Origin of the sequence: Puniceibacterium antarcticum, from assembly GCF_002760615.1 — a bacterium.
GTDB lineage: Bacteria > Pseudomonadota > Alphaproteobacteria > Rhodobacterales > Rhodobacteraceae > Puniceibacterium > Puniceibacterium antarcticum.
In genome coordinates this window covers 16,751-43,099 of sequence record NZ_AWWI01000120.1, presented here as the reverse complement: position 1 = coordinate 43,099, position 26,349 = coordinate 16,751, and the positions used below count along the sequence as shown (strand labels likewise).

The following is a 26,349-nucleotide window of genomic DNA, read 5'->3' as shown; positions in this document are numbered from 1 at the left end:
GCCGCGCTGTGGCGACAGGCATGCCGCTGATTTTCTTGTGTTTCTGCGGCAGAATATCGGGTCTGCACGGGGTCTTGTGCGCGCCGAGCTCTATCTCGCCAATTTGATTTGTTGTTCAAAGCTAAGGAGTGCCTTGTGAAAGCATTGGTGACTGGGGCCGGCAAACGTCTGGGCCGTGTGATGGCGTTGTCTCTGGCCGAAAAGGGCTATGATGTGGCGGTACATTACGCCACGTCCTCGGATGCGGCGGACGAGGTTGTGACCCTTATCCGGGGGATGGGACGTCAGGCTGTGGCGCTGCAGGCCGATCTCACGCAAGAGTCAGAGGTGCAGAGCCTTGTGCCGCGTTGCGTTGCCGCGCTGGGTGGGCCGCTTACCTGCCTTGTGAACAATGCGTCCATCTTTGAATATGACAACATCAGTTCAGCCACCCGGGACAACTGGGACCGGCATATGGAAAGCAACCTGCGCGCGCCTTTCGTGCTGATCCAGGCCTTTGCGGCGCAGGTGGCGGACCCGCTGATGGATGAAAGGAACGAACCCGTGGCACAGGGGCTGGTGGTGAACATGATCGACCAGCGTGTGCGCAAGCTGACGCCGGAGTTCATGACCTACACGCTGGCGAAGGTCGGCCTCTGGACCCTGACCCAGACGGCGGCGCAGGCCCTGGCGCCACGTGTGCGGGTCAATGGAATCGGTCCTGGACCTACCCTGCGCGGCGGGCGGCAAAGCGAGGAACACTTTGCCAAGCAGCGCGCCGCAACGGTTCTTGAGCGGGGATCGAACGCGTCGGATATTGTTGGCGCGCTATCATATTTCCTTGATGCCCCGTCGGTCACCGGGCAATTGCTGTGCACGGACGGTGGGCAGCACCTGGGGTGGCAGACGCCGGATGTGATCGGGGTCGAATGACGACCCAAGGTCAAGTTGTGCACTGGACCCCGAAGCGTCATTCAATCGTTACAAAAGAGTTAATGTTATCATGTCTTTGCAGAGGTTTGAAAAATCTTTGGCTTTAAATCAATGGCTTATATATGTGGTTAAAAAACAGGCAAATCGGCGAAGTCTGTCAAATACAACGAGAATTTCGAGACCACGGAAAGTTACACGCAGAGTTATCCACAGGATCGGTGGATGTCTTACATCTTGCACCCATGTGCCACGCGGTGCAGCCAGACATGGGAATCATTGGTGACAGGCCAGAGGAAAAAGGAAAATGACACAAACCTCTGATACCTCTTCCGATGTGGCGCTGACGGGCCATGCGCGCATCCAGTCCTACCTCAAGACACTGGACAGCAGCCCGGGCGTATACCGCATGCTTGATTCGGAAAGCCGGGTTCTCTATGTGGGCAAGGCCCGCAATCTGAAGGCACGGGTCAGCAATTATTCCCGTCCCTCACCGCAGCATTCCGGGCGCATCTCGCGGATGATCCGCGAAACCGCGTCGATGATGTTCCTGACGACGCGGACGGAAACCGAGGCGCTGCTGCTTGAACAGAACCTGATCAAGCAGCTCAAGCCGCGCTACAACGTGCTGTTGCGCGATGACAAGTCGTTTCCGAACATTCTGGTGACCGACCACGACTTTCCCCAGATCACCAAGCATCGCGGCGCGAAAAAGGATAAGGGCCAGTATTTCGGCCCCTTCGCCAGCGCAGGCGCGGTGAACAGGACGCTGAACCAGCTGCAAAAAGTTTTCCTGCTGCGCAACTGCTCGGATTCAATGTTCGAATCGCGCACGCGGCCCTGCCTGCAGCACCAGATCCGGCGTTGTTCCGCGCCCTGCGTGGGCAAGATCTCGGGCGAGGAGTATCGCGATAGCGTCAAGGATGCCGCGCAGTTCCTGTCCGGAAAATCCACTGGCGTGCAAGAGGCGCTGGCAAAGCAGATGGCGGCAGCCTCAGAAGCGATGGAATTTGAGCGTGCCGCATCGTTGCGCGACCGCATCCGCGCCCTGACGCAGGTGCAGACGGCGCAGGGGATCAACCCGCGCGGTGTGACCGAGGCGGATGTGGTGGCGCTGCACCTAGAGGGCGGGCAGGCCTGTGTGCAGGTCTTTTTCATCCGCGCAAACCAGAACTGGGGCAACCGCGATTTCTATCCCCGCGTCGGCGCCGATGTGGACGAGGCAGAGGTGCTGGAGGCCTTCCTGGGCCAGTTTTATGACACCAAGGAACCGCCGCGCCTGATCCTGCTGAGCCACCCGATCGAGAACACCGATCTGATGGAAGAGGCGTTGTCGGGCAAGCTCGGTCGTCGGGTCGAGGTGGCCGTGCCGCTGCGCGGCGAAAAGGTGGAACTGATCGAAGGTGCGGCACGTAACGCGCGAGAATCTCTGGCGCGCAAGATGGCTGAATCGGCGACACAGGGCAAACTGCTGAAAGGACTGGCCGAGGCTTTTGGACTGGAGGCACCGCCGCAGCGGATCGAGGTGTACGACAACTCGCATATCCAGGGCACAAATGCTGTGGGTGGGATGATCGTGGCGGGGCCTGAGGGGTTCCTGAAAAACCAGTACCGCAAGTTCAATATCAAGGGCGAGTCACTGGTACCCGGCGATGACTTCGGCATGATGAAAGAAGTGCTGGAACGCCGGTTCAAGCGATTGCTGAAGGAGGATCCGGAACGCACACAGGGCCAGTGGCCCGATCTGCTGCTGATCGATGGTGGGGCGGGGCAGGTCTCTGCCGTCGCTTCGATCATGGCGGAATACGGTGTGCAGGATATTCCGATGGTGGGTGTGGCCAAGGGCGTCGACCGCGATGCCGGCAAGGAGGAGTTCCACCGCGTCGGCCAGCGTCCCTTTGCTCTGCGCCACAACGATCCGGTCCTGTACTTCATTCAGCGGATGCGGGACGAAGTGCACCGGTTCGCAATTGGCACCCACCGCGCCAAACGATCCAAGGCGATAGGGGCCACGCCGCTGGACGATGTGCCGGGGGTGGGGTCGGCACGCAAGCGATCATTGCTGGCCCATTTCGGATCAGCCAAGGCTGTGAGCCGCGCCAACCTCGCTGATCTCAAGGCTGTCGAGGGCGTGTCAGAGGCCCTTGCCGAACGGATCTATGGGTATTTTCACGAAGGCGGCTGATCAAGATTGTCTGATAGGGGGGCTTTGCAGACGCGCAGGGAACTCTCCCTGCACTACCCGGGCGCAGTGTTCGGCTGCGCCGTCACGCCTTTGCCGCGTTGTTGGGCCGTTGGTCAGATCATGAGGCCGGACAGCACGGCGCGGACCGCCTCAGGTAGTGCTGTGGGGCGGCCCGAGGTGTCCACATGGACCTGCGCAAAAAAGCCCAGAGCGGCGGCGGTATCTGCGCCGTTGCGAAAGAGGGCGACATCGATTCGGAACGAGGTGGTCCCCAGATGTGTCAGACGCAGGCCCGCCTGCAGGATATCGGGAAACCCGACTTCGGTGAAATAGGTGCAGCCGTTTTCCACCACAAGGAACCGCGCCGCCTCTGGTCCGTCGACCAAGATGCCCTGTTCCATCTGCCAAAGACTGATCGCCGTGTCGAAAAGCGAAAAATAGGTGGCATTGTTCATATGACCATAGGCGTCATTGTCCGCCCAGCGGGTCGGCAGAGTCCGAAAGGCGGTAAAGTGAGCACGTTCGGGTGGCAGGGCGCGCGCCATCAGGACCGTATCATGCGAAAGGCGGCAGAGGCCCCCCAGCCGGCTGCGACGGCGATCGCGATGGACAGCAGACCATAAGACAGCGGTTGTTCCCGCGACAGGTTGAACAGCCAGCGTTCCAGCCCCACCTTGCGCACCTCAATCACCGTTTCGCGCTGGGAAATGACCGTGCCACCCCGCGTCAGCAGGATGCGGGCGCGATAGGTGCCTTCGGTCAGGTTTGCGGGCATCTCGATTGCCGTGTCGAACAAAGTCTGCTGGCTGACCACAACGGTATTTTCGGCCATCTGGTAGAGGCCATTCGCCATACGGATGCGGATCACCGCTTCGGTAAAGCTCTGGCTGTCCTGCACTGTCATAGGCGCACCGACAGACCGGATAGCACGGGGGATCGACACACGCTGGCGCAGATCCTCCACATCCGAAATGGCCTGCGACCAGGGTGCAGAGGTTGCAACGGCGTAAAAGGACGGGGCGGAATCGACCACCACCGAATCCGTGTTGACCCAAATTCCGAAACGGCGCTCCTTGCGCCGCACTGTCACCGGAACCGACGGCCCGGCGACGGTGATCAGAACCTCAATCGGCGGACCTTCCGGGATCGGGGTTTCGCGTTTGATCGCGCCGAAGATGAGGATGTTCGAGCCGTCAAAATCCGTCCCGATCGAAACCTGATCCTGGCTCAGGCCCAGCACGACTTCTTCCTGCGGCACAGCGTTCTGCGGCAAGGTGGTGTCCTGCGCGAAGGCCGGGCTGGTGATCAGCAGCAGCAGCAGCGGCAGAAGGCTGGCAAGGCGGCGCATCATATCCCGCCTGCGGACAGAGAGTAGATCTCGGATGGATGCAGCAGCAACTCCAGCCCGATCTTGGCGCAGACGGCAAGCACCAGCACTGCCAGCAGGATGCGCAGCTGTTCTGCCTTGAGCCGCATGCCGATCACGGTGCCAAATTGGGCCCCGATGACGCCGCCTACGATCAGGGCAAGCGCAAGCACGAGGTCCACGGTCATGCTTGTGGTGGCATGCAGCAGCGTGGTGAAGGCGGTGACAAAGATGATCTGAAACAGCGATGTGCCGATCACCACCTTGGTGGGCATGCCCAGCAGGTAGATCATCGCCGGAACCATTATGAAACCGCCGCCAACCCCCATGATCGCCGCAAGGATGCCGACGGCAAAACCGACGATCAGTGGCGGAATGGCCGAAATATAAAGTCCCGATGCGCGAAACCTAACCTTGAACGGCAGGCCATGCACCCAGCCATGCTGTCGCCGTTTGGGCGGCGCGCCGCGTCTTGAGTTGCGCAGCGCATTCAGGGATTCGACGAACATCAGCGCGCCGATCACACCCAAGAACAGCACATAACACAGCCGCACCAGCAGGTCGACCTGACCAAGCTCGCGTAGAATATTGAAGATGTATACGCCAAAGCCGGAACCAAACAGGCCACCGACCAGCAGGACCATCCCCATGCGCAGATCGACCGTCTTGCGTTTGAGATGTGCCAGCACGGCCGAGATCGAGGAGGCAACGATCTGATTTGCGCCCGTGGCGACGGCAACCGCCGGAGGAATCCCAAGAAAGAACAGCAACGGCGTGATCAGGAACCCCCCCCCCACGCCGAACATGCCCGACAACATGCCCACAATCGTGCCCAGCCCGAGGAGGACGAAAAGGTTGACCGAAACCTCGGCAATGGGAAGGTAGACCTGCATGTCATTACATTGCGCAGGCACAGCGGGATTGGCAACGGGGCAGCTGATCTTTGGTGCTGTTTCCAGGTCGCTTTGCGTAGGGGCTGTGCGTTTTTTGCACGGGTTCGGGGGCGCTGCCCCCGTCGCCCGTATGGGCGACTCCCCCGGGATATTTGAGGGCAGATGAAGCGGAGGAGAGGTCCTGGTTTCATCTGCCCCTAAATATCCTCGCCGAAGGCATAAAAGTTCTTTTTTGATCTGTGGTTTGAACGCTGGGTCAGCGTTCCTTCACATAGGGCTCGCCGCCCGCGCGCGGTGGTATTGCCTTGCCAACGAAACCGGCAAGGATCACCACGGTCAGGATATAGGGCAGGGCGTCCATGACCTGAACGGGGATGATCACACCACCAAGGTCGATGTTCTGATAGCGCAGCGCCACCGCCTGCAGCAGCCCGAACAGCAGACAGGCCGAAAGGGCGTGCCATGGGCGCCATTTGGCAAAGATCAGCGCGGCAAGGGCGATATAGCCCCGCCCGGCGGTCATGTCCTTGACAAAGCCTGCCTGCAGGCCTGTCGCGAGGTAAGCCCCGGCAATGCCGCAGAGCAGGCCGCAGATCGCAACAGCGGCGTAGCGCAGGCCGACGACCGAAACGCCGGCAGTGTCGACAGCTTCGGGCGCTTCTCCCACGGCACGCAGGCGCAGGCCAAAGCGGGTGCGAAACAGGATCCACCAGGTAAGGGGAACGCAGGCAAATGCCACATAGACCAGGATCGAGTGACCCGAGATCAGCTCGGCGTAGATCGGACCGAGGATGGGCACACCGGACAAGGTGTCCGCGAAGGGCAGAGTGATGGCGTTGAACCGCCCGCCCCCCATCAGCGACGGGGTACGCCCACCTTGGGAAAACCAGTCCTGCGCGATGAGCACCGTGAGCCCTGCCGCAAGGAAGTTGATCGCAACGCCTGAGATAAGCTGATTGCCGCGGAAGGTGATCGAGGCAAGGCCGTGGATGCCCGAAAGCACCATAGACCCGGCGATCCCGGCCAGCAGGCCCAGCCAGACCGATCCGGTGAGGGAGGCAACTGCGGCCGAAAAGAAGGCGGCCATCAGCATCTTGCCCTCCAGCCCGATGTCGAAGATCCCGGCGCGTTCACTGAACAGGCCCGCAAGGCAAGCCAAAAGCAGCGGTGTCGCCAGGCGCACGGTGGAATCGAGCACTTGCAGAAGGGTCAGAAAATCCATCAGGTGTTCCCCCTGCGCATGGCCAGAAACAGTTTCTCAAGCGGGATACGCACCATGTTGTCCAGCGCCCCGGTGAACAGGATCACCAGTGCCTGGATCACGACGATCAGCTCGCGCGGGATGTTCGTCCACAGGGCCAGCTCTGCGCCGCCCTGATAGAGGAAGCCGAACAGAATTGCCGCCAGCAGCACGCCAAGCGGATGATTGCGCCCCATCAGCGCCACGGCGATGCCGATGAACCCGGCGCCTTCGGTGGCATTCATCAACAGCCGTTCTGATTCGCCCATCGTCGTGTTGACCGCCATCAGACCCGACAGCGCCCCCGAGATCAGCATGGTGACGATGATGATCCGCACCGGAGAGATGCCGGCATATCGCGCAGCGGATTCCGAATGGCCCAGAGCGCGGATTTCATAACCAAGCCGCGTGCGCCAGATCAGCAGCCAGACGACGACGCAGGCGATCAGCGCCAGAAAGAACGATATATTGGCCGGTGCACCCCGGAACAGCGGTGACTCGGGCGAAGAAAACATCTCCTGAAACGTAGGCAGATGGGTCGCGGGCGGGAATAATGCACTTGCGGGGTCCATGGTCCCGACAGGTTTGAGCAGGTTCACCAGCACATAGTTCAGCAGGGCGGCGGCGATGAAGTTGAACATGATCGTCGTGATCACGATATGGCTGCCGCGTTTCGCCTGGAAATAGGCGGGAATCAGTGCCCAGAGCGCACCAAACACGGCAGCGCCCAGCGATGCTCCGATCAGGGCCAGCGACCAGTGCGGCCACGGCAGGTAAAGGCAGACAAGCGCAACGCCCAGCCCGCCCAGCGTTGCCTGTCCTTCGCCGCCGATGTTGAACAGGCCGGCATGAAAGGCGACCGAGACAGCAAGGCCGGTGAAGATGAAATTGGTCGCATAGTAAAGCGTGTAACCCCAGCCGGTCGAGCGCATCAGCGCGCCCTCGACCATCAGCTTCAGCGCCTCGATCGGGCTTTCCCCGATGGCAACGATCACCAGCGCTGACAGCAGCGCGGCCAGGATCAGCGAAATCAGCGGGACCAAAACCGCATCGGCCCAGGCGGGCATCTTATCCATGCTGTGCGGCCTCCCGTGCCTCTTTGGCGGCCAGAGTCGCGTCGATGGCGGCAAGCGGATCGCCCCCCGGATCCTGCGTGATGCCTGCCATCATCAGGCCCAGTTCGCGCTGATCGGTCTGTGCCGCGTCCCGAAAGCCCATGATCTGGCCGTCGAACATCACCGCGATGCGATCGGACAGCGAAAAGATCTCGTCCAGCTCGACCGAGACCAGCAGGATCGCCTTGCCCTGATTGCGCAGACGGATGATCTGCTGATGGATGAATTCGATCGCGCCGATGTCCACGCCCCGGGTTGGCTGGCCGATCAGCAGGATGTCGGGATTGTGCTCGATCTCGCGGGCCAGCACGATCTTTTGCTGGTTGCCGCCGGAAAAGTTGCGCGCGGCAAGGTTGGGATTGGGCGGGCGGACATCGAAACGCTCCATCTTGCCCTTGGCATCCTCGCGGATCGCGGCGTTGTTCATCAGAATGCCCTTCTGAAAGGCCGGATCGCGGTGATAGCCGAAACAGGCGTTTTCCCAAGCGGTATAAGGCAGGATCAGCCCGTCGTGATGGCGGTCCTCGGGCACATGGCCGATGCCGGCGGCGCGCCGTGCCTGACCGGTGCAGCCCGTGCCCGACAGGGGGATTTCAACGCCGTTCACCCGCACGATGCCGGTGGCTGTGCCATAACCGCCCAACACCTCAAGCAGTTCGGACTGGCCATTGCCCGCGACACCCGCAATCCCCAGAACCTCACCCGCGCGCAGATCAAGCGAGATGCCGCGCAGACGTTGCACGCCGGTCTCATCCGTCAGGCGCAGGTTTTCAATCTCCAGCAGCTTCGCTCCGGGTCTGGCCGGGGCCTTGTCCACCCGCAGCAGCACCTTGCGGCCCACCATTAACTCGGCCAGCGCCTCGGGCGATGTTTCGGCGGTTTTGACGGTTGCGGTCATCTCGCCGCGCCGCATGACGCTGACGGTGTCGGTGATTTCCATGATCTCGCGCAGCTTGTGGGTGATAAGGATGATCGTCTTGCCCTCGGCGCGCAGATTGTCGAGGATCCGGAACAGATGATCCGCCTCGGCGGGCGTCAGCACACCGGTGGGTTCATCCAGAATCAGGATATCCGCCTGACGGTAAAGCGCTTTCAGGATCTCGACCCGCTGCTGGTGCCCGACTGACAGGTCCTGCACCAGCGCATCGGGATCAACGGAAAGTTCATATTCCTCGGCGAGTTTCTTCAGGGCGCCGCGTGCCTTGGACAGCGACGGGCGCAGCAGCCGACCCTCCTCAGCGCCAAGGATGACATTTTCAAGCACAGTAAAATTCTGCACCAGCTTGAAATGCTGGAACACCATGCCGATCCCAGCATTGATCGCAGCCTGACTGTCGGGGATCTCGGTCTTCTTTCCGGCGATAAACACCTCACCCGCGTCGGCCTTGTAAAAACCATAGAGGATGGACATCAGCGTGGACTTGCCTGCGCCATTTTCCCCGATGATGCCGTGGATCGTGCCGGGCATCACCCGGATCGAGATGTCCTTATTGGCCTGTACCGGACCAAAGGCCTTTGAGATACCTCTGAGCTCGATCGCGGGGGCTTGGTCGGTCATGCGGTGGTACCTGTGTCTCGGAAGGGGTCAGGGCCGCGCTGTGGCTGCGCGGCCCTGACTTGGGTCCTTAGATCCGTGCCGTGCCCGATGCAATCAGAAGCTGATCGCGGGGCAGCTGTCGTCCGATGCATAATCGTGCACGGTGATCTCGCCAGCGATGATCTTGGCCTTGGCCTCTTCGACAGTGGCCTGCATGTCGGCGGTGATCAGATCAGCATTGTTCTCGTCCAGCGCATAGCCGACGCCGTCGCCCGCCAGGGCCAGCGCCTTGACGCCGGTTTCCAGATCCGCACCAGCAGTCATCGCCTCGGCTGTGGCCACATCGACGCGCTTGAGCATCGATGTCAGAACCTTGCCCGGGAACAGGTAGTTCTGATTGGAGTCGACACCGATGGACAGGATCCCTTCGTCGGCAGCGGTCTGCAACACGCCCAGACCTGTGCCTCCAGCCGCGGCGAACACCACGTCAGAGCCCTGCGAAATCTGCGCCTTGGTTAGCTCCGACCCCTTCACCGGGTCGTTCCAGGCGGCAGGGGTGGTGCCGGTCATGTTAGCGATGACGGTGGCATCGGGGTTCACGGCCTTCACGCCCTGCGCATAGCCGCAGGCGAATTTGCGGATCAGAGGAATATCCATTCCGCCGACAAAGCTGACGGTGCCGGTTTTCGACGCCATCGCGGCCAGCATGCCGACCAGATAGCTGCCCTGCTCTTCAGCGAAGAGGATCGACAGCACGTTGGGGTGTTCTGCCGGATCAACAAAACCGTCGATGGTCACGAACTTGGTGTCGGGATAGTCGGCAGCGACCGATGCAATCGGGGTCGACATCGAAAAGCCGGTTGTGACGATTGGGTTAAACCCGGCCTCGGCAAAGCGGCGCAGGGCTTGTTCGCGCTGTGCCTCGGACTGCAGTTCGATATCCTTGAACGTGCCGCCGGTTTCCTCGGCCCATTTGGTGGCGCCGTTGAACGCGGCCTCGTTGAAGGATTTGTCGAATTTCCCGCCGAGGTCGTAGATCAGCGCCGGATCGGCAAGTGCCGCGCCCGCCGAAAGGGCCAGCGTCGCGGCCGCGCCGAGGAATTTCTGCATGAGGGTCATAGGTTGCTCCCGGATGGTATGTGTGGCGGCAGGCGCACCTTGGCCGCGTTTGGTGGATCAAGTCAGATCAGATGCGATTAAGGACGTTTCCACTGGGGAGGGTCAACAGCTTTTTGCTGTGCAGCGAAAGGCGATGTCAGCACTCGGGCAGCTTACCTTGGGTCACTGCGCGGGACATGAGCAGCGCATCGGTGCGGCTTCCGTCGGGCTGCCGATAATAACCCTTGCGCCGCCCTGTCTGTGCGAATCCGTGGTGCTGGTAGAATGCAATCGCCGGGGCATTGCTGGCAGCGACTTCAAGGAATGTCATGGCCGCGCCGCGCCCTGCCGCCTCACTCAGAAAGGACATCAGGATCGCTGTGCCCAGACCCCTGCGCTGATGATCCGGGTCGGTGGCCAGGGCAAGGATCTCAGCCTCATCTACGATCACGCGTCCCAGGCAAAATGCATGGGGTCGAACGCTCAGCAGGGAGGTGGGGTGCTCCAGCAGGTCGGTAAAATCGCGCGCCGACCAGGGGGACATGTCGCGGTATGCGCTGGCCTGTAATGCGGCCAAGGCGTCGGGCGTCGACAGATCGCCCGACGGTACAAACGTCTTTTCAGTCACCGCCAGGTCGCCTCAGACGGCGACGGGGCGCACTTCGGTCACTTCGGGGATATAGTGACGGAGCAGGTTCTCGATCCCCATCTTCAGCGTCAGGGTCGAAGACGGGCATCCCGCGCACGCGCCCTGCATGTGCAGATAGACAACACCGCGTTCAAAGCCGTGGAAGGTAATGTCGCCACCATCCTGTGCCACGGCGGGGCGAACGCGGCTGTCCAGCAATTCCTTGATCTGGCCGACAATCTCGGAATCTTCGCCCTCGTGATGGGCATGGCCGCTGCCGGCCTGCTGGGCGTCATCAGCCATGACCGGCTGCCCGGACTGGAAATGCTCCATGATCGCGCCAAGGATCGCGGGTTTAACATGGTCCCAATCGGTTTCTTCGCCTTTGGTCACAGTGACGAAATCATTGCCAAAGAACACGCCCTTGACGCCTGTCACCGAAAAAAGACGTGTGGCGAGTGGCGAGGCGGCAGCACCTTCGGCACTGGGGAAATCGGCGGTGCCCATGTCAAGAACGGTCTGGCCGGGCAGAAACTTCAGCGTCGCCGGGTTCGGAGTGGATTCGGTCTGGATGAACATCTGATCTGCACCTTTCTGGGTTCAGACATATATGCGCGCGCAAGCGGCAGAGGTCAAGGTTTGGAACGGTTCTAAACTGTATCCCCTGATGTCAGGAGCGGTTTCTTTCGCGTCAGGTGATCATCTCAAGGCGTTCCTTGGACATGTCGCCCGGCACAATTGTGATCGGAATGGGCAGGCTGCCCGATCCCCGGCTCAGCTGCGACACCAGCGGTCCCGGTCCCTTCTTGTCGGTCCCTGCACCCAAGACAAGCACGCCGATCTCGGCGTCCTCCTTGATCTGGGCAATGATCTCAGGGACCGGTTCGCCTTCGCGGATCACCAACTCGGGGTCAACTCCCTGCTTGTCGCGCATCCATTTGGCGAAAACCTCGAAATGGGCGACGATCCGCTCGCGGGCCTCCTGGCGCATGATATCGCCGACACCAATCCAGTGGTTGAACTCATCCGGGGGAATCACCGACAGGATCGCCACCCCGCCGCCGGTCTTCGAGGCGCGCATGGCGGCAAACCGCATCGCGTTGAGGCATTCGCGGCTGTCATCCAGCACAACGAGGAACTTGCGCATGATCTGGTCCTTTTCGCTTGGCCCGATCATGAGGGGCGTCGCGAAATTGTGCAACCGTGGCTGTTAGAGAGGACGCAAAAGCCTCGCACCGCCCCGCAGCAGCCGGACCCCGATGAAATGGGCCAGCCCGGTCAGGACATGCAGCGCTGCGGCATAGATCAGCGCCGCGCCGGTCAACGCGGCATTGCTGATCCGCACCAGAGCACGAAACACCCGGGTCTTGCCCAGCACGGTGAAATATTTGCGGGTGTCCTTTCCGGCGGCTGTGGCAACACGGGCCAGACGCGCTGCGTCTTCGGCGCTCTCGATATGACGCAGCAGAACCAGAGCCTCGGCGGCAGAAGTATTTTTTGCAACCGTGGTCATGGACCCGCTGACCCGTTCAAGCCGCCCCAGCCGCGCCACATCCAGCGCCTCGTCCAGGGGGCCGGTGCCGTAGCTCCAGCGCCACAGACCACCTGCCTTGATGTCGAGCCGGGACATTTTCGACAACTCGCCACCCATCCGCGTGGTCAGGCTGCCCAACTTGCGCCCGATGCGCAGGGTTGTCGCCCCGACCTTGGCTGTGCCCGAAACCGGGCCGGTGAACAGGATCAGCGCCGTCGCCCCCAGACCCACCACCGCCAGCCCGGCGTTCAGCTCATCCACCTCGCCGCCCGAAAACGCGGCCCAGGCCTCGGTGCGCAGGGCGTTGATATCGCCTGCGGGGGTCATCTCGAACGGGATAAGGCATGTCGCGATCAAAGAAATGCTTTTGCAGGATGTGGCATCTACAGCGCAGCGAAGACATGCCTTGGCCTCTGCCAAGGGGCGCCCGGCGATTTCGGCTTTGCGTTCGTATTCTGCCTGCATCTCTGGCAATGGCAAAACCGGCGGCATCCGCTCCGAGCCGACCTCGATCAACAGCGCGGCGCGGTCGAGGTCATCCTGCTCAAGCGCCTGCGCCAGACGCCGGTCCAGCCAGTCCTGATCGACCTCGCGGGCCATGGCGCGATCCAGCGCCTGCCTCAGCTCGGACTCTCCGCGCTCTGTAATCGGATCGGCGAAGGGCGAGGTCTGCCAGAACCAGACCACCCCCGCCAGAAATGCAATCATCTGTGCGACCAGAAACAGACGGTAAAGCCAGCGTCGCACCGTCTCAGCCTTCGGAACGCGCCCAGTCCCAGTACAACGCGCGCGCGCGCCGTGTGACCGGGCCGATCTGGTACTGGGTATCGTCAAAGGCGCTGACCGGGGTCACTTTGTGCATGTTGCCAGACAGGAAAATCTCATCCGCCGCGTGGAAATCATCGAATGTCAGGACCGTCTCGACCACCTCCGTCCCGTCGGCGCGCAGATTCTTGATGTGACGCGCGCGGGTGATGCCAGACAGAAAGGTGCCGTTGGCGATTGGGGTCATTACGGTGCCGTCTTTGACCATGAACACATTGGCCGTGGCGGATTCGGCGACATTGCCCATAGCGTCACCCACTAGGGCATTCCCAAACCCCTTGGCGCGGGCCTCGGCCAGCATGCGGGCGTTGTTGGGATAAAGGCAGGCGGCTTTGGCGTTGACCACCGCATCCTCCATCACCGGGCGGCGGAAGCGGGTACGTGTCAGGGTGGTCGTGGCGTCGTCTGCCGCCATCGGGATGACTTCAAGGCTGATGGCGAAACCGGTGGCATCGGCCAGGGGCACAATCGCCGTCGCGTCGCCGTCCAGCGCCCAGTACATCGGGCGGATATAGACGGCGGCCTCCTTTGGGAATGCGGCAAGTCCGTCCCAGACGATCCGCACCATGTCCTCACGTGTGACGGTCGGTGTCACCATAAGCGCTTGCGCCGAGCGGTTGACGCGGGCGCAATGGGCCGCAAGATCCGGCGCCAGACCGTTTACATAGCGCGCCCCGTCAAAGACGTTGGAGCCGAGCCAGGCGCCGTGATCGGCGCCCCGGATGACCGGAATGTCGCCATCATGCCACTGACCTTGAAAATAGGTGCGGATCTGGGTGCCGGTGGCCATGGTGGACTCTCCTTGTGCGTTTGGCGGGCAAACTAGGCCCGCCAGCGAGGGAGGTCCAGAGCCTCTTAGACCGCCTCGGCCAGAAGCGCGTTGAGGTCGAGCGCGCTGTTGGACATCTTGATCACACCCGAGGCATCTCGCGGCCAGTCCTCTTGCGGGCGGTCGCGGTAGATCTCGATCCCGTTGCCATCTGGGTCGTTGAAATAGATCGCTTCAGACACGCCATGATCGGCCGCGCCGGAAATCTCGACACCGGCCTCAAGCACATTCTTGAACGTCGCGGCAAGGGCGGCGCGGTCGGGATAGAGAAACGCAACGTGGTAAAGGCCTGTGGTGCCGCGTGCCGGATGCGTGCCGCCACGGCTTTCCCATGTGTTCAGGCCAAGGTGGTGATGATAGCCGCCTGCCGACAGAAAAGCGGCCTGAGGCCCGTAGCGGACCTGAACCTCGAATCCCATCACGTCGCGATAGAACGCGATGGAGCGATCAAGGTCCGAAACCTTGAGGTGAACGTGACCAATGCTGGTCTGGGGATGCGTTGTGTATGACATGGGGTGTCCTTTCGCAGGGTAAGCTAATCTGTGCGAGAGGACGTGAGTAGCGCCATTATCGAAGGTGTATCGTGCTTTTTTGCACAGTTTGTCCGTTCACAGATGTGGTGCCAAGAGCGACGGCATGTCGACCCGGGCATGCAGCCGCGTCGCCAGCAGGTACAGCCCGCCAATCTTGCGCTGCAGGAACAGCGTGTCCATCGGCGGAATTTCCCAGAAATCACGGTTCTCGCCAAAGGCCATGCCGGCCTCGCGCAGACGGGCGGGCAGGGTCGAGTCGCCGAAATCGAAGGTCCCAGGGCAGGTCAGCGGCTCCAGCGCCATCTCCATCATGTCCAGCAACTGGGTCTGGTGATGCTCTGCCGTACTGTGACTGAAATAGCCGATGTCGATGGCAGCGGCCCGAATTCCGGCGCGGTCCTTGTGCAGTCCTGCCCGCAACAGATGGTGGAACTTCTGCGCCAGCTGTGGCGCAAAGCTGCGGGTGGCGCCGAAATCCAGCAGGACAATGCGCCCGGTGTCCTCCTGATAGCGGTAATTGGCAAAATTGGGATCGGTCTGCATCAGCTGAAAGGTGAACAGCTCTTGCAATAGCAGCGTCAAAAGTTGCGTCGTGACATGGTCGCGGACCTCTTGCGGCGCTTCCTTCAGGGTCTCGATCGGCTCGCCTGACACGTAATCCATCGCAAGGATGTCGGTCGTTGTCAGATCGCCGTGCAGTGCGGGCACGAGAAACGCCTGATCGTTCTCCAGCAGCCGGCCAAAATCCGACAGGGCACGGCCTTCGCGCTGGTAATCCGCCTCTTCATGCAACTGGCGGCGCGCCTCCTCCAGCATTGGGGCAATATCCAGATCGCGCGGCAGTAGGCCCGACAGACGCAACAGGCTGGCGACATTGCGCAAATCGCTGTCGATACTGCCGCGCACGCCCGGATATTGCACTTTTATGGCGAGGTCCCGACCATCGCGGGTTACCGCGCGATGCACCTGCCCGATCGAAGCGGCGGCGATGGGATGCACATCGAACTTGCGGAACTGTTTCAGAAAATCCGCACCCCAGTTGGCGACCAGCACGGATTTAAGCTGCCGGCCCGGCATCGTGTGGGCATCGGAGCGCAGATGGGCGAGGATTTCGGACAGTTCCGGCGCGATGAAATCCCCGGCTTCCATCGACAAAAGCTGCCCCATCTTCATCGCAGCGCCCCGCATATTGGCCAGTTCTCGGGTGAGGCGGGTGGCATTGCCCGGGGTCAGCAACAGATCGTTCAGGCGCGGGCGTTGTCCGGCTGCATAGGCGCGCGCGCCCCCGATGGCGACATTGCCAAGGATGCCGGTGGTCAGCGCCCCGAACCGCGAAAAGCGGGACAACCGCCCCGATGGCACGCGCTGTTCGCGGGATTTGTAGGATTCTGCCATGGCGCCTCTGCCTCTTTGGAGCAGAAGTAAGGCGGCGCGGGCAAAGGGCAATACGGCAGACGGTTCCGGCCTGTCAGGTCGGAACCGTTCGGATCAGCGCACCATGCCGACGATGTCATAGGTACGGGCAAGGATGGGCGCGGCAATCTCGCGCGCCTGGGCGGCCCCGTGGCGCAGGATCGCGTCAATTTCATCCGGCTGGGTCATCAGCCGCGCCATCTCGGTCGAGATCGGGGCAAGCTTGGCAACCGCCAGATCCGACAGCTTTGGCTTGAACGCCGAAAATTGCTGCCCGCCGTTTTCCGCCAGCACTTCTGCCACCGTCATGTCTGCAAGTGCGGCATAGATGTTCACCAGATTGCGCGCCTCGGGCCGCTCCTTCAGGCCCTCAGCCTCCGAAGGCAGCGCCTCGGCATCGGTCTTGGCCTTGCGGATCTTGCCTGCAATCGTGTCGGCATCGTCGGTCATGTTGATCCGGCTGGCATCCGATGGGTCGGATTTCGACATTTTCTTGGACCCGTCGCGCAGGGACATGACGCGGGTCGCCGCCCCTTCGATCACCGGTTCGGTCATCGGAAAGAAATCAACGCCGTAATCATGGTTGAACTTGGCGGCAATGTCGCGTGTCAGCTCGATATGCTGCTTCTGATCCTCACCCACTGGCACGTGCGTGGCATGATAGATCAGGATATCCGCCGCCATCAGCGCCGGATAGCCGAATAACCCGAGCGAGGCGTTCTCGGCATTTTTGCCCGCCTTGTCCTTGAACTGGGTCATCCGCTTCATCCAGCCCATGCGGGCCACGCAGTTGAAGATCCAGGCAAGCTGCGCATGTTCAGCAACCTGGCTTTGGTTGAACAGGATGGATCGTTTCGGATCAACGCCCGAGGCGATGAAGCCCGCCGCCAGTTCCCGCGTCGCCTGACGCAGCTTTTCCGGGTCCTGCCAGACGGTGATCGCATGCTGATCGACCATGCAATAGATCGACTGTACACCCTTGTTCTGCGCATCGGCAAAACGCTTTAGCGCGCCAAGATAGTTGCCAAGATGCAGATCACCCGAAGGCTGAATCCCCGAAAAAACCCGGGGCGTGAAGGCGGGAGAGGTTTGGACCCCCTCGGACATGGCAATTCTCCGTCTGGAATTATATGTCCTGCTGGCTTACCCATGCCCCGGGGTGGCGTCAACACAGCGCGCCCAGAGGCGCCACAGATGAGGTCGGACAGATGAGCAGCCCGCAGAACGAAAGCCCGGTCAATCCGCTGCCGCCCGTGGTGGTGGCGCTGTTTCTGGTGATCACCGGGGCCGAGGTGGCGTTTGACCTTGGCGCGCGCGGCATACTGGGCGGCCCGGGCGCTGTCGGCTGGCGGCTTGAGGCGATCCAGCGCTATGCCTTTTCCGGCGAGATCCTGAACTGGATGCTGTCCTCTGGCCAATTCCCGGCCGAACATCTGATCCGCTTTGTCACCTATCCCTTCATTCACGCCGGCTTCACCCATGCGATGATCGGCGGCGTGATGCTGCTGGCGCTGGGCAAGATGGTGGGCGAGGTGATGGGCAACATCGCCACACTCGCGATCTTTGTCGCCTCCTCCATCGGGGGGGCACTGGCATATGGGCTCATCCTGAACAGCCCCGTGCCGCTGATCGGGGCCTTTCCGCCGGTCTACGGGCTTATCGGCGCGTTCACCTATCTCCTCTGGGTGCGTCTGGGCCAGATGGGGGCGCAGCAGATCCGGGCGTTTTCGCTGATCGCCATGCTGCTCGGCCTGCAACTTCTGTTCGGGCTGGTCTTCGGGAGCACAAACGACTGGGTCGCGGATCTTGGCGGCTTTGTCGTGGGCCTCGTGCTCTCGCTGTTTCTGGTGCCCGGCGGTTGGACCAAGATTCTGTCGCTGTTGCGGCGCGAATGATCCTTAAAACATATCCGACGGCAGGATCGGCAGGTGCCGGGAAAACCGACGCACGCGTCTGAACGGATAGGGCAGGGCGAAACTTGTCCTGTCCTGCGGCGCGCGCAGCTTGTTCGCCTCGGCGGTTCTGGACCAGATTTCGGCGCGGGTGATATCCTGCCCCTCTGACTCTTCTGCCAGCCATTTCAAGGCAAACCGCTGGCGCATGTCGCGGATCGTGTCGGCGTTTCGGAACAGGACCGACGCTTCGGTATCCCAGTGCAGCGAGCGCCCGTTCAGGTTGGCTGATCCGACAAGGCCAAAGTCCTCGTCGATCAACATGACCTTGGCATGGATGTAGATAGGCCCGGCGCCGTAAACCTCGGCCTCGCCCTTTTCGGCGGCGGCGGTTTTTGCCGGTGAAATCATCGCGACTCTATCGCCAAAGGCGTCCCGGATTTTTTCCAGCGCCCGCAGCTGCAGAGCCTCGGCATGGCGCGCATCCCAGCCGGTGTCACCGTCAAACAGCACCCTGTCCGGCTGGGGGGGAAGGATGATGATGCAGTTCAGGTCCGGTTCACGGGCCGCGGCACGGGCCAGCGCCTCGGCAATCGGGCGGTGCCGCAGGAATTGTGTTTCGATGTAGATGCTGTCGCGGGCGGCATCTATGGCCTTGATCAGCACCTCTTCGTGCTCGGTGATCCGCGCGCGGGGACCAAAGACGCTGAAGCCCTGACAGGGCGCCGAAAGGGTGCGTACCAGCTGCAAATCCCCTGCGCTCCGGCTTGCGGTCGCCACCTCCATGCGCTCGGCAGTCTGGCCTGGCGACTCTGCCCCACAGTCAATTGCGGCATTCCACGTCTCGATCAGATGCGCCCGCAGGGGGACGGCAAACGCGCCCTCGACCTGCATTGCCACATCATGCCAGGTTTCATCCGACGGGCGGTCGTGGTCCCAGTCGTCATAGCGGCGGTCATTCACATCCAGCCCGCCGATGATGCAGATCCGGCTGTCTGCCACGGCGCATTTCTGATGCAGCGTGACGGGACGCAGCACCGCTGGGCCCGTCAGCACCTTTTTCTGCAAGGGCGTCAGTTTTTTTGGATCATCCCCCTGCAGCGCATGCAGTTTCTCCAGAATCTTGGGACGGAACACCGTGCGCCAGAGCCAGCCAACTGTCTGACCATGCGGCGCGCAAAGCACTTGAAAATCGCCCGGAACGGCCGAAGCAAAGCCGTTGGCTGACGCCCAAGCCGTCCGGTGCAGGTCCGAGGTGAACAGCGGGTCGAAATCCGCCAGAACCATGCGGATGCGCACGCCCCTCCCGGCCACCACCGCCAGCAGATCCGCCCAGGTCTCCAGCCCCTGTTCGCGCAGCTCGGGCGCGCGCAACTTCGTCTGTGGGTCAAAAATGCGGAACGACAGAAGCAGTTCTTCCTGCGCTCCTGCGGCCAGCCGCTCCAGCGCGGGAAAACCTTCAGCGGCGGTGATCAGTGGGGTAAGGGTCATGTCGCTAGCGGGGCTTTCTGCGCAGGGCGTTGCCAAAGTCGGACAGTTTGAACGCGCCAAGCGACTGGCCCGCAAACGCATAGACCAGCCCCCCGACACCGAGCAGCAGCACCAGCGCCAGATAACGCAGGCCTGCCATGCCGAACAACGGTCCAAGCAGCAGCAAAGTTCCCCACATCGCCGCTCCCATGATCGCCGAGGCCAGACAGATCCGCCAGGCGCGGCGGCGGAACCGGTCGTCAAACTGCGCAACCTCGCCCATCTTGCGCCCGCCGATCAGCAGCAGCACCACCATCAGCCATCCGGCCGTGGTCGTCGCGATGGCGGGCGCGATCCAGCCGATATAGGGGGCAAGGCCGATGGCGATCGCGGCATTGGCCACCATCGACCAGACCGCATAGCGAAACGGGGATCGCGTATCCTCGCGGGCAAAAAAGAGCGGCTGCAGCACCTTCTGCAAGACAAAGGCAGGCAGCCCAAGACCGTAAAGTGCGACCGCCAGCGCGATGGCTGCGCTGTCGTCCGGCCCCGTCGCACCACGCTGAAACAGCACCGACACCATCGGCAGCGGCACCAAAACCAGCGCAACGGCGCAGGGCACGGTCAGCGCGAGGCACAGCTCGCCCGCGCGGGAAAACGCTTCGCGCCCGCCGATATCATCCCGTGCCTTCAACCTGCGTGACAGATCCGGCAGCAGCACGATCCCCACGGCAATCCCAACCACACCCAGTGGCAGCTGATAAAGACGGTCGGCGGCATAAAGCCAGCCCACCGCCTTGTCGAAATTCGACGCCACCTGCTGGCCGACCAGCAGGTTGATCTGCATCACCCCCCCGGCAAGCGCTGCAGGGATGGCGATGCGCAGCAACCGGCGCATGTCCGGGGTCAGGCGGGGCCGTCCGGGGCGCACGTGCAGGCCTGATTTTTCGGCGGCGTACCATGTCAGACCCAGCTGCGCGACACCGGCCAGCGGCACGGTCCAGACCAGTGCTGCGATCACGTCATGCCCGCCGTAATGCGCGCTTACCATGGCCATGATGACAAGGATGTTCAGCAGAACCGGCGCTGCGGCGGCAGCGGCAAACCGGCCCGTGGCGTTCAGCACCCCGGAAAACAGCGCCGCCAGCGAGATGAAAAAGATATAGGGGAACATCACGCGGCCAAAACCAACAGTCAGATCGAACCGGTCCGATCCGGCAAACCCCGAAGCCGTGGCATAAACCAGCGCGGGCATGAAGATCAGCGCCACGGCCGTGATCCCCATCAGCACAAAACCAAGGCCGTTCAGCGCATCCCGCGCGAATTTCTCGGGATCTTCGCCCGCCTCGTATTTCTTGGAAAACATCGGCACGAACGCGGCATTGAACGCCCCTTCGGCAAAGAACCGGCGGAACATGTTGGGCAGGCGAAAGGCGGCCACAAAGGCATCCAGCAGCGGCCCCGGACCGATCAGCGCAAGAATGATGATTTCGCGCGCAACACCCAGCACACGGCTGGCAAGCGTCCAGAATCCGACGGTAAGGATGCCCGACATCAGGCGGATGGGTTTCATGGTCTCTCCGGTCTGGCATGCAGCGATTGCGCCGCAGGAGTAGAGCATCGCTCGAGCCGGGGAAAGTGGCGGCGACAAGGGGCGGCACAGACAAAGTCCGCATTCGCCCCGGTGGCGTGATTGTTGGGCGAAGCTGATCTGTGACCCCCTCTCGGGCGTCCGTGCCGGGGGTGGTTCTGCCCCTCCGTTCCCTGCCGTTGTTCTGCACAGGTACTGCCCGAAGCCCGAAAATATCCAGACTGGCTCTGGTCTCGGCCTGACACTTCGGCACAGATGCGTTTAAGCTCGCCGCGACGCCCTTGGCGCATCACACGGACCGATCAGGAAAATCACCGACATGACCGCACTGCAAACCCCGCTGCCCTTCACCTGCAAGAAACACCCGGCCTCCGGCTCTGGCGGGGTGGTGGTAAGCAATCATCCGCTAGGCTCTGCCGCCGGGCACGAGGTGCTGGCCATGGGCGGCAATGCGGTGGATGCGGGTGTCGCGGCGCTGCTTGCGCTGACGGTGGTCGAACCGATGATGGTGGGCATTGCGGGCGGTGGCGTGTCGCATCTGCGCCTGCCGGACGGGAAGCATGTGGTGTTCGATTGTCTGTCAGAGGCGCCGGGGGCAGCCCGGGCCGACATGTATCAGCCGGTGTCGGACAGCCTGCCCGATTACATGGAAACGGCGGGGCGTCGTAATCTGGTGGGACCGTCCTCGGTCGCGGTGCCGGGCAACCTTGCCGGATGGTGCGCCATGCACGCGCGACACGGGCGGTTGCCGTTTGCGGATGTCACCTCGCCCGCGATCCGGCTGGCGGCGGGGGGCTTTCGGGTGTCGAGCTATCTGAACGGCAACATTCTGCGCCACGCCGATGACATGGCGCAAGACGCCGAAATTGCGCGCATCTTCCTGCCCGACGGCGCGCCCGCCCCAGTGGGCCATCACCTCAGCCAGCCCGACTATGCCGAAAGCCTGAAACTGATCCGCAGCGAAGGCGCCTCGGCGCTGCATGGCGGCGCGCTGGGGCAGGCGCTTGTCGACCGGCTGAACACCGGTGGGGACGATGCCGGGTCGCTCTCCCTAGAGGATCTCAAAGGCTATGTGCCCCACGAACGCGACGCGATCTTTTCCAGCTACCGCGGTTTTGAGGTGGCGGGCCCCCCTCCGCCGGCCTCCTCAGGCGTGCATGTGGCGCAGATGCTCAACATCCTCGAAGGGTATGATCTGACGGCCATGGGTTTTGATACCGCTGCGCGTCTGCATCTGCTGATGGAGGTGATCCGCATCGGATTCGAGGATCGCCGCGCCGCTTCGGGTGATCCGGATTTTGTCGATATCCCGGTGGAACGCTACACCTCAAAGGAATACGCAAACGACTGCCGCGCCCGGCTGCGCGATGTGGGCGGTGCGGCCCCGGTGCCGCCGGGCTATGAAAGCAACAACACCACGCATGTCACCGTGGCGGACAAGGATGGCATGATCCTGTCGGCGACCCATACGATTAACGGGCTGTTCGGGGCGCGCTTCATGGTGCCGGGCACCGGTATCATTCCCAACAACTACATGTATAATTTTGACCCGCATCCCGGAAAGGCGCTGTCCATCGCGCCGGGCAAACGGGTGCCGACCTCAATGGCGCCGATGATCGTGCTCAAGGGGGGCAAGCCGGCCTTTGCCCTTGGTCTGCCGGGGGCCCTGCGGATTTTCCCGTCGGCTTTGCAGGCCATCGTCAACTTGATCGACCATGGCATGACGCCCCAGCAGGCGGTCGAGGCACCGCGCGTCTGGACCGAGGGCGGCCATGTAGAGGTCGAGCCGGCCTTTGCCCACCACGTCGAGGCGTTGGAGGCCATGGGACACGAGGTGCGCGTGGTGCCCCATATCGGCGGGGGCATGAACGCCATCGCCTTTGGGGCCGACGGTACAATGACCGGCGCCGCCTGCTGGCGCGCCGACGGGACGGTATCGGCCCTGGGCGGTGGGCTCGCGGAACAGGGGGTGGCGTTTCACATCTGACGCCACGCCACGCTCCGGCCCCGGATCCGGGGCCGGAGGTTATCTCAACCTCAATAGCCGCGCTGCGCGTCGGCCAGATCGGCGCAGGTGCCGGTCTCCTCAAACATCATCAGGTTGGCCGCAATGATCCGCCCGCCGGTGTCTGCGTCGATCTGCGAGGCGACATGCGGCGTCACGGTGACCGCTGCATGGCTCCAGAACGCGTGATCGGCGGGCAGGGGTTCCACATGAAAGACATCCAGCGTCGCCTGCTTGATCCTGCCCGCGTCCAGCGCGGCCAGCAGGTCGTCCTCCACCAGATGCCCGCCACGCGCGCAGTTGATGATGCAGGCGCCCTTGGCCAGCTTGCAAAACAGATCCGCGTTCAGGATGCCGCGCGTCTGATCGGTCAACGGCAGCAGGTTCACCAGAATCTCGCAGCCTGACAGAAAGGCGTCGAACTGCGCGGGCCCGGCAAAGGTTTCCACGCCGTCGATGGATTTCGCGGATTTTGACCAGCCCCGGGTGGCAAAGCCCAGATCGGCCAGCGTGCGCGCCGCCGCCGCGCCCAGATTGCCAAGACCCATGACGCCGACATTGCGTCTTGGCGCGACCGGCACCACGATGGCATGCCAGTCCCGCTCGGCCTGCGCCTGCAACTGGCGGGGCATGTCGCGGTGGTGGCGCAGCACGTGCAGCGCCACATATTCGCGCATCCGCTGGGTCAGATCATCGCCCACGGTGCGGATGATCGGCACACCGGCAGGCAGCTTGTCATCGGCCAGCACATGGTCGATGCCCGCACCGATCGACACAATCGCCCTGAGATTGGCAAACCGCGCCAGATCCCCGGTTTGCGGGCGCCAGACAACGGCATATGTCACCTCCTCGGGGGCGGTCATGGCCTCCATCGGCGCGACAACCCAGCCGGGCAGCAGAGCCTGCAACATGTCCACCCACCACTGGGTCTTGTCATCGGCGGGTAGATACACTGCAACAGTCATGCGGACTCCTTCAAAGCGGTTCGTGTTTAACCTCAGACAACGGGCATCGGATTTCGCGTTCTACCAAAGGGGGATGCCGCGACTATCCAATCCAAGTTAACCCGAAACGCTGTAAGGTTGGATAGGGTGTGACACCTAGCAAGACGCCCGCAGTGGCGGCGTCAGCTGAAAAAAACGACCGATCATGTCGGCGCGCAATCTGTCGCGGCCGCGCGCTCTGGGGAAAATGCGAATCGACCGCGCAAGGTCTGTTGGGGCCGCCCGTAAGGATTGTCCCGGAAAACCTTTGCGCAGCTCTGCCGCACAGGCACCATTCCCGCGTCCGGGCACAATCGCGCAAGGTCAAAAACGCCCGCAAGTCCTAGCCACGCAATAGCGCAGCCGCTGGTTGTCAGACCAGATTGAAAACGCTGCAGCTCAGGCGGTGCCAGTCCCAACGACCGAGTAACCCGGAAGATGGCACCAGATCCAACTGTCAGAAATGAATAGAAAAGCTTGGAGGCGGGTACCGGAATCGAACCGGTCTACACGGATTTGCAATCCTTCTAAGGGCTTAGAAAAACAAGAAAAAGAGTGTAAACACCAAGGGTTTTCGACCCCTGAAAATTCAACGGCTTGCAAACCTTCTGTAAACCGAAAAAGTAGCTCCACACTCTCCAAATTCATAGACCCCAAGCACAAGGACGCGTCCCGGCATCTGGGCTATGCGCTGACGCTTGGCGGGTTCGATGCATGGCACCGTGCTGCCCATGTCTTCGCCCGCATTCTGTCCCCGCAAGAGCGCGCCGCCATGACCTGGGCGGGCCTTGCCACCCTCGACGCTGATCAGCGCGATGCGGTCACGCGCCCGCTCATGGGCGGGGCCGGTGCGCCGCTGCCAACCTTCCTAAACCCCATGACTGACGCGCGGTGGTGGGCGTCCTGCGCCAGCCGTTCCGAACTCAAGGCTTATGCGCTGGCGGCTTATGAGGCCATGAGTGCCAAGGATCAGACCGCATTCTTCCGTCACATCGGTGAAGTGGAGATTGCGCTTTGAAAATGCTTGTCCAAAGGGTTCCTGTTTCAACCGCTTTGCCGTTCGATCTTGCGTCGATCAAAGTTCACTCCCGTGTGGACTTTAACGATGCGGACGACGATCTGACCAACAAGGCTTGGACTGCGGCGGCAGAGGTCGAGCAATTCGCTCAAATCGCGCTGTTGACCCAGACAATTCTTGTCAACGTCTTTGACCCAAACTGCGAACGCGACATGCTCCTGCCAATCGGGCCGGTGGCTGATGATGCTGAAATAGCCGTCACCATCGACGGCACCGCGTTCACCGCCTTTGACGTGATCGGGGGCATCCGTCCCATGATCCGATGGCGGGACACCTATCTTGCGCTAACCCCCAGCCGGATCATCATCGAATACACGGCGGGCTTTGGTGACGAAGCCGACGACATTCCACGCGACTTGGCCGAAGCGATCAGGGATCAGGCCGCGCTGCATTATGACGGCAGGTCGCCGATGGACGCCAAGTCCCTGACCACGTCGCCGCACATGGCCCGCGTGGGCGCGCGGTATCGCGGGGTGCAGGTATGACCGAGCACGAGCTTGATGTGATCCTGACCCACCACTGGCCCAGCGTCACGCGGCGGGCGATGGCCGATAACAGCGACGCATGGGTGCAAGGCTTTGTGAAGTCCATTGCCCGCAACGGCAAGCGCCCGAGCTGGCGCCCGAGCGACCGTCAGGCGTCCGTGATGCGGCGTCTGGTGTCAGAGCTGGGGCAGGTGCCCGAGGCACAGCCGGAGTTGATCGAGAGATAGGGCAAAGAGAAAGCCCGCCGGTGACACGGCGGGCTTATGAGGCGTCTGGCTTTCACGGGTTAGCCGGGGACGTCTCATCCAAAGTGCTACCGGGGAACGGGCCACAGCACAAGGGCAGCTATTCCGCGTCGTGCGGTCTCTCCAAGCCCTAAGGCCCCACTGCCACCCTCTACGGCGGTGAACATGGGAGAGCGGACCGAGCCGAGGGAAAGGCAGGTCTGACCTAAGCGGCGGCTCGGCTCCGGTGAGCAGGCAAGATCGCGGCGGTCAGGGCGGGAGGCGGGTTTCCAACCCCGCTACGTTAACCCGCTTTCTGACCGTCACAACGACCCTCACCAGTAAGCAGGGGCAAGACAGAGCAACGATTAACACAGAGCAACACGCGAGAGTGAAACGATGACCGAGGCGAAGAAGAAAGAAAGAACATGGCGCAAGGCGGATGGCTCGAAACTGCCGCCCGCACAACGCGCGCCGCGTCCTTCCGAGCATCATCAAGCCGACCTCTTTGAATTA

The 26,349-nt window shown here is 62.1% G+C and carries 25 protein-coding genes; 7 read left to right on the top strand and 18 right to left on the bottom strand.

The genetic code is table 11. The features are described from left to right. Positions 1-135 precede the first annotated feature (135 nt). Entirely contained in the window at positions 136-912 is a 777-nt protein-coding gene (locus tag P775_RS16805) for an SDR family oxidoreductase (RefSeq protein WP_099912053.1), read from the top strand. A 304-nt stretch (positions 913-1,216) separates the two neighbouring features. Continuing rightward, positions 1,217-3,094: an excinuclease ABC subunit UvrC gene (uvrC, locus tag P775_RS16800; protein WP_099912052.1), complete on the top strand. Its 1,878-nt coding sequence runs from the start codon at positions 1,217-1,219 to the stop codon at positions 3,092-3,094. Positions 3,095-3,207: 113 nt separating this feature from the next. Here the strand turns inward: uvrC and P775_RS16795 are convergent, their stop codons facing one another. The 15 genes from P775_RS16795 to trpS form a co-directional block, all read right to left on the bottom strand. After that, complete coding sequence (locus tag P775_RS16795) at positions 3,208-3,639, bottom strand: acyl-CoA thioesterase (RefSeq protein ID WP_099912051.1); 432 nt, start codon at positions 3,637-3,639, stop codon at positions 3,208-3,210. Next, positions 3,639-4,442: a TIGR02186 family protein gene (locus P775_RS16790; RefSeq protein WP_099912096.1), complete on the bottom strand. Its 804-nt coding sequence runs from the start codon at positions 4,440-4,442 to the stop codon at positions 3,639-3,641. The genes P775_RS16795 and P775_RS16790 overlap by 1 nt, the downstream gene beginning before the upstream one ends. Then, positions 4,442-5,353, bottom strand: a complete 912-nt coding sequence (locus tag P775_RS16785) for a sulfite exporter TauE/SafE family protein (RefSeq protein WP_099912050.1) — start codon at positions 5,351-5,353, stop codon at positions 4,442-4,444. The genes P775_RS16790 and P775_RS16785 overlap by 1 nt, the downstream gene beginning before the upstream one ends. A gap of 256 nt (positions 5,354-5,609) precedes the next feature. Further along, positions 5,610-6,575, bottom strand: a complete 966-nt coding sequence (locus tag P775_RS16780; protein ID WP_099912049.1) for an ABC transporter permease — start codon at positions 6,573-6,575, stop codon at positions 5,610-5,612. Next, the gene (locus P775_RS16775; protein ID WP_099912048.1) at positions 6,575-7,669 is read right to left on the bottom strand and encodes an ABC transporter permease; all 1,095 of its coding nucleotides are present in this window, start codon (positions 7,667-7,669) and stop codon (positions 6,575-6,577) included. Before P775_RS16775 ends, P775_RS16780 begins: the two co-directional genes overlap by 1 nt. After that, positions 7,662-9,266 carry an ABC transporter ATP-binding protein gene (locus P775_RS16770; RefSeq protein ID WP_099912047.1) on the bottom strand — a complete coding sequence of 535 codons (1,605 nt, stop codon included), beginning with the start codon at positions 9,264-9,266 and terminating at the stop codon, positions 7,662-7,664. The genes P775_RS16775 and P775_RS16770 overlap by 8 nt, the downstream gene beginning before the upstream one ends. A 93-nt stretch (positions 9,267-9,359) precedes the next feature. Next, the gene (locus P775_RS16765; protein WP_099912046.1) at positions 9,360-10,364 is read right to left on the bottom strand and encodes a BMP family lipoprotein; all 1,005 of its coding nucleotides are present in this window, start codon (positions 10,362-10,364) and stop codon (positions 9,360-9,362) included. A 136-nt stretch (positions 10,365-10,500) separates the two neighbouring features. Next, a complete protein-coding gene (gene rimI / locus P775_RS16760) occupies positions 10,501-10,971 on the bottom strand; it encodes a ribosomal protein S18-alanine N-acetyltransferase (protein ID WP_245875732.1) in 471 nt (156 codons plus the stop codon). A gap of 12 nt (positions 10,972-10,983) precedes the next feature. After that, positions 10,984-11,550 (bottom strand): NifU family protein, encoded by a 567-nt coding sequence (locus P775_RS16755; RefSeq protein ID WP_099912045.1) that lies wholly within the window; start codon positions 11,548-11,550, stop codon positions 10,984-10,986. A gap of 112 nt (positions 11,551-11,662) precedes the next feature. Further along, positions 11,663-12,118 carry a universal stress protein gene (locus tag P775_RS16750; protein ID WP_099912044.1) on the bottom strand — a complete coding sequence of 152 codons (456 nt, stop codon included), beginning with the start codon at positions 12,116-12,118 and terminating at the stop codon, positions 11,663-11,665. 63 nt (positions 12,119-12,181) lie between these two features. Continuing rightward, positions 12,182-13,252 (bottom strand): hypothetical protein, encoded by a 1,071-nt coding sequence (locus P775_RS16745; protein ID WP_099912043.1) that lies wholly within the window; start codon positions 13,250-13,252, stop codon positions 12,182-12,184. Positions 13,253-13,256: 4 nt separating this feature from the next. Beyond that, entirely contained in the window at positions 13,257-14,120 is an 864-nt protein-coding gene (locus tag P775_RS16740) for a branched-chain amino acid aminotransferase (RefSeq protein ID WP_099912042.1), read from the bottom strand. Positions 14,121-14,185: 65 nt separating this feature from the next. After that, on the bottom strand, positions 14,186-14,671 hold the full coding sequence (locus P775_RS16735; protein WP_099912041.1) for a VOC family protein: 486 nt from the start codon (positions 14,669-14,671) through the stop codon (positions 14,186-14,188). Between the two features lie 96 nt (positions 14,672-14,767). Beyond that, positions 14,768-16,087, bottom strand: coding sequence for an ABC1 kinase family protein (locus P775_RS16730; protein ID WP_099912040.1), 1,320 nt, complete (start codon positions 16,085-16,087; stop codon positions 14,768-14,770). A gap of 93 nt (positions 16,088-16,180) precedes the next feature. Beyond that, positions 16,181-17,212 carry a tryptophan--tRNA ligase gene (gene trpS / locus P775_RS16725; RefSeq protein ID WP_099912039.1) on the bottom strand — a complete coding sequence of 344 codons (1,032 nt, stop codon included), beginning with the start codon at positions 17,210-17,212 and terminating at the stop codon, positions 16,181-16,183. A gap of 101 nt (positions 17,213-17,313) precedes the next feature. On the opposite strand from trpS, the gene P775_RS16720 reads away from it, so the two are divergent. Next, positions 17,314-18,000, top strand: coding sequence for a rhomboid family intramembrane serine protease (locus P775_RS16720; RefSeq protein ID WP_099912038.1), 687 nt, complete (start codon positions 17,314-17,316; stop codon positions 17,998-18,000). A 3-nt stretch (positions 18,001-18,003) separates the two neighbouring features. Here P775_RS16720 and P775_RS16715 read toward each other — a convergent pair whose 3' ends face one another. Both P775_RS16715 and murJ read right to left on the bottom strand, forming a co-directional pair. Further along, the gene (locus P775_RS16715) at positions 18,004-19,488 is read right to left on the bottom strand and encodes a phospholipase D-like domain-containing protein (RefSeq protein WP_099912037.1); all 1,485 of its coding nucleotides are present in this window, start codon (positions 19,486-19,488) and stop codon (positions 18,004-18,006) included. A 4-nt stretch (positions 19,489-19,492) separates the two neighbouring features. After that, the gene (murJ, locus tag P775_RS16710) at positions 19,493-21,040 is read right to left on the bottom strand and encodes a murein biosynthesis integral membrane protein MurJ (protein ID WP_099912036.1); all 1,548 of its coding nucleotides are present in this window, start codon (positions 21,038-21,040) and stop codon (positions 19,493-19,495) included. Between the two features lie 337 nt (positions 21,041-21,377). Between murJ and ggt the strand changes: the two genes are divergently transcribed. Then, positions 21,378-23,045, top strand: coding sequence for a gamma-glutamyltransferase (ggt, locus tag P775_RS16705; RefSeq protein ID WP_099912035.1), 1,668 nt, complete (start codon positions 21,378-21,380; stop codon positions 23,043-23,045). Between the two features lie 50 nt (positions 23,046-23,095). Here ggt and P775_RS16700 read toward each other — a convergent pair whose 3' ends face one another. Continuing rightward, the gene (locus P775_RS16700; RefSeq protein WP_099912034.1) at positions 23,096-24,028 is read right to left on the bottom strand and encodes a 2-hydroxyacid dehydrogenase; all 933 of its coding nucleotides are present in this window, start codon (positions 24,026-24,028) and stop codon (positions 23,096-23,098) included. A gap of 790 nt (positions 24,029-24,818) precedes the next feature. On the opposite strand from P775_RS16700, the gene P775_RS16695 reads away from it, so the two are divergent. From P775_RS16695 to P775_RS16685, 3 genes are read left to right on the top strand one after another with little or no spacing between them, the layout of a single operon-like run. Next, complete coding sequence (locus tag P775_RS16695) at positions 24,819-25,064, top strand: hypothetical protein (protein WP_099912033.1); 246 nt, start codon at positions 24,819-24,821, stop codon at positions 25,062-25,064. A gap of 2 nt (positions 25,065-25,066) precedes the next feature. Beyond that, positions 25,067-25,609, top strand: coding sequence for a head-tail connector protein (locus tag P775_RS16690; RefSeq protein ID WP_281256102.1), 543 nt, complete (start codon positions 25,067-25,069; stop codon positions 25,607-25,609). After that, complete coding sequence (locus P775_RS16685) at positions 25,606-25,836, top strand: hypothetical protein (protein WP_099912031.1); 231 nt, start codon at positions 25,606-25,608, stop codon at positions 25,834-25,836. The genes P775_RS16690 and P775_RS16685 overlap by 4 nt, the downstream gene beginning before the upstream one ends. Positions 25,837-26,349: the final 513 nt, after the last annotated feature.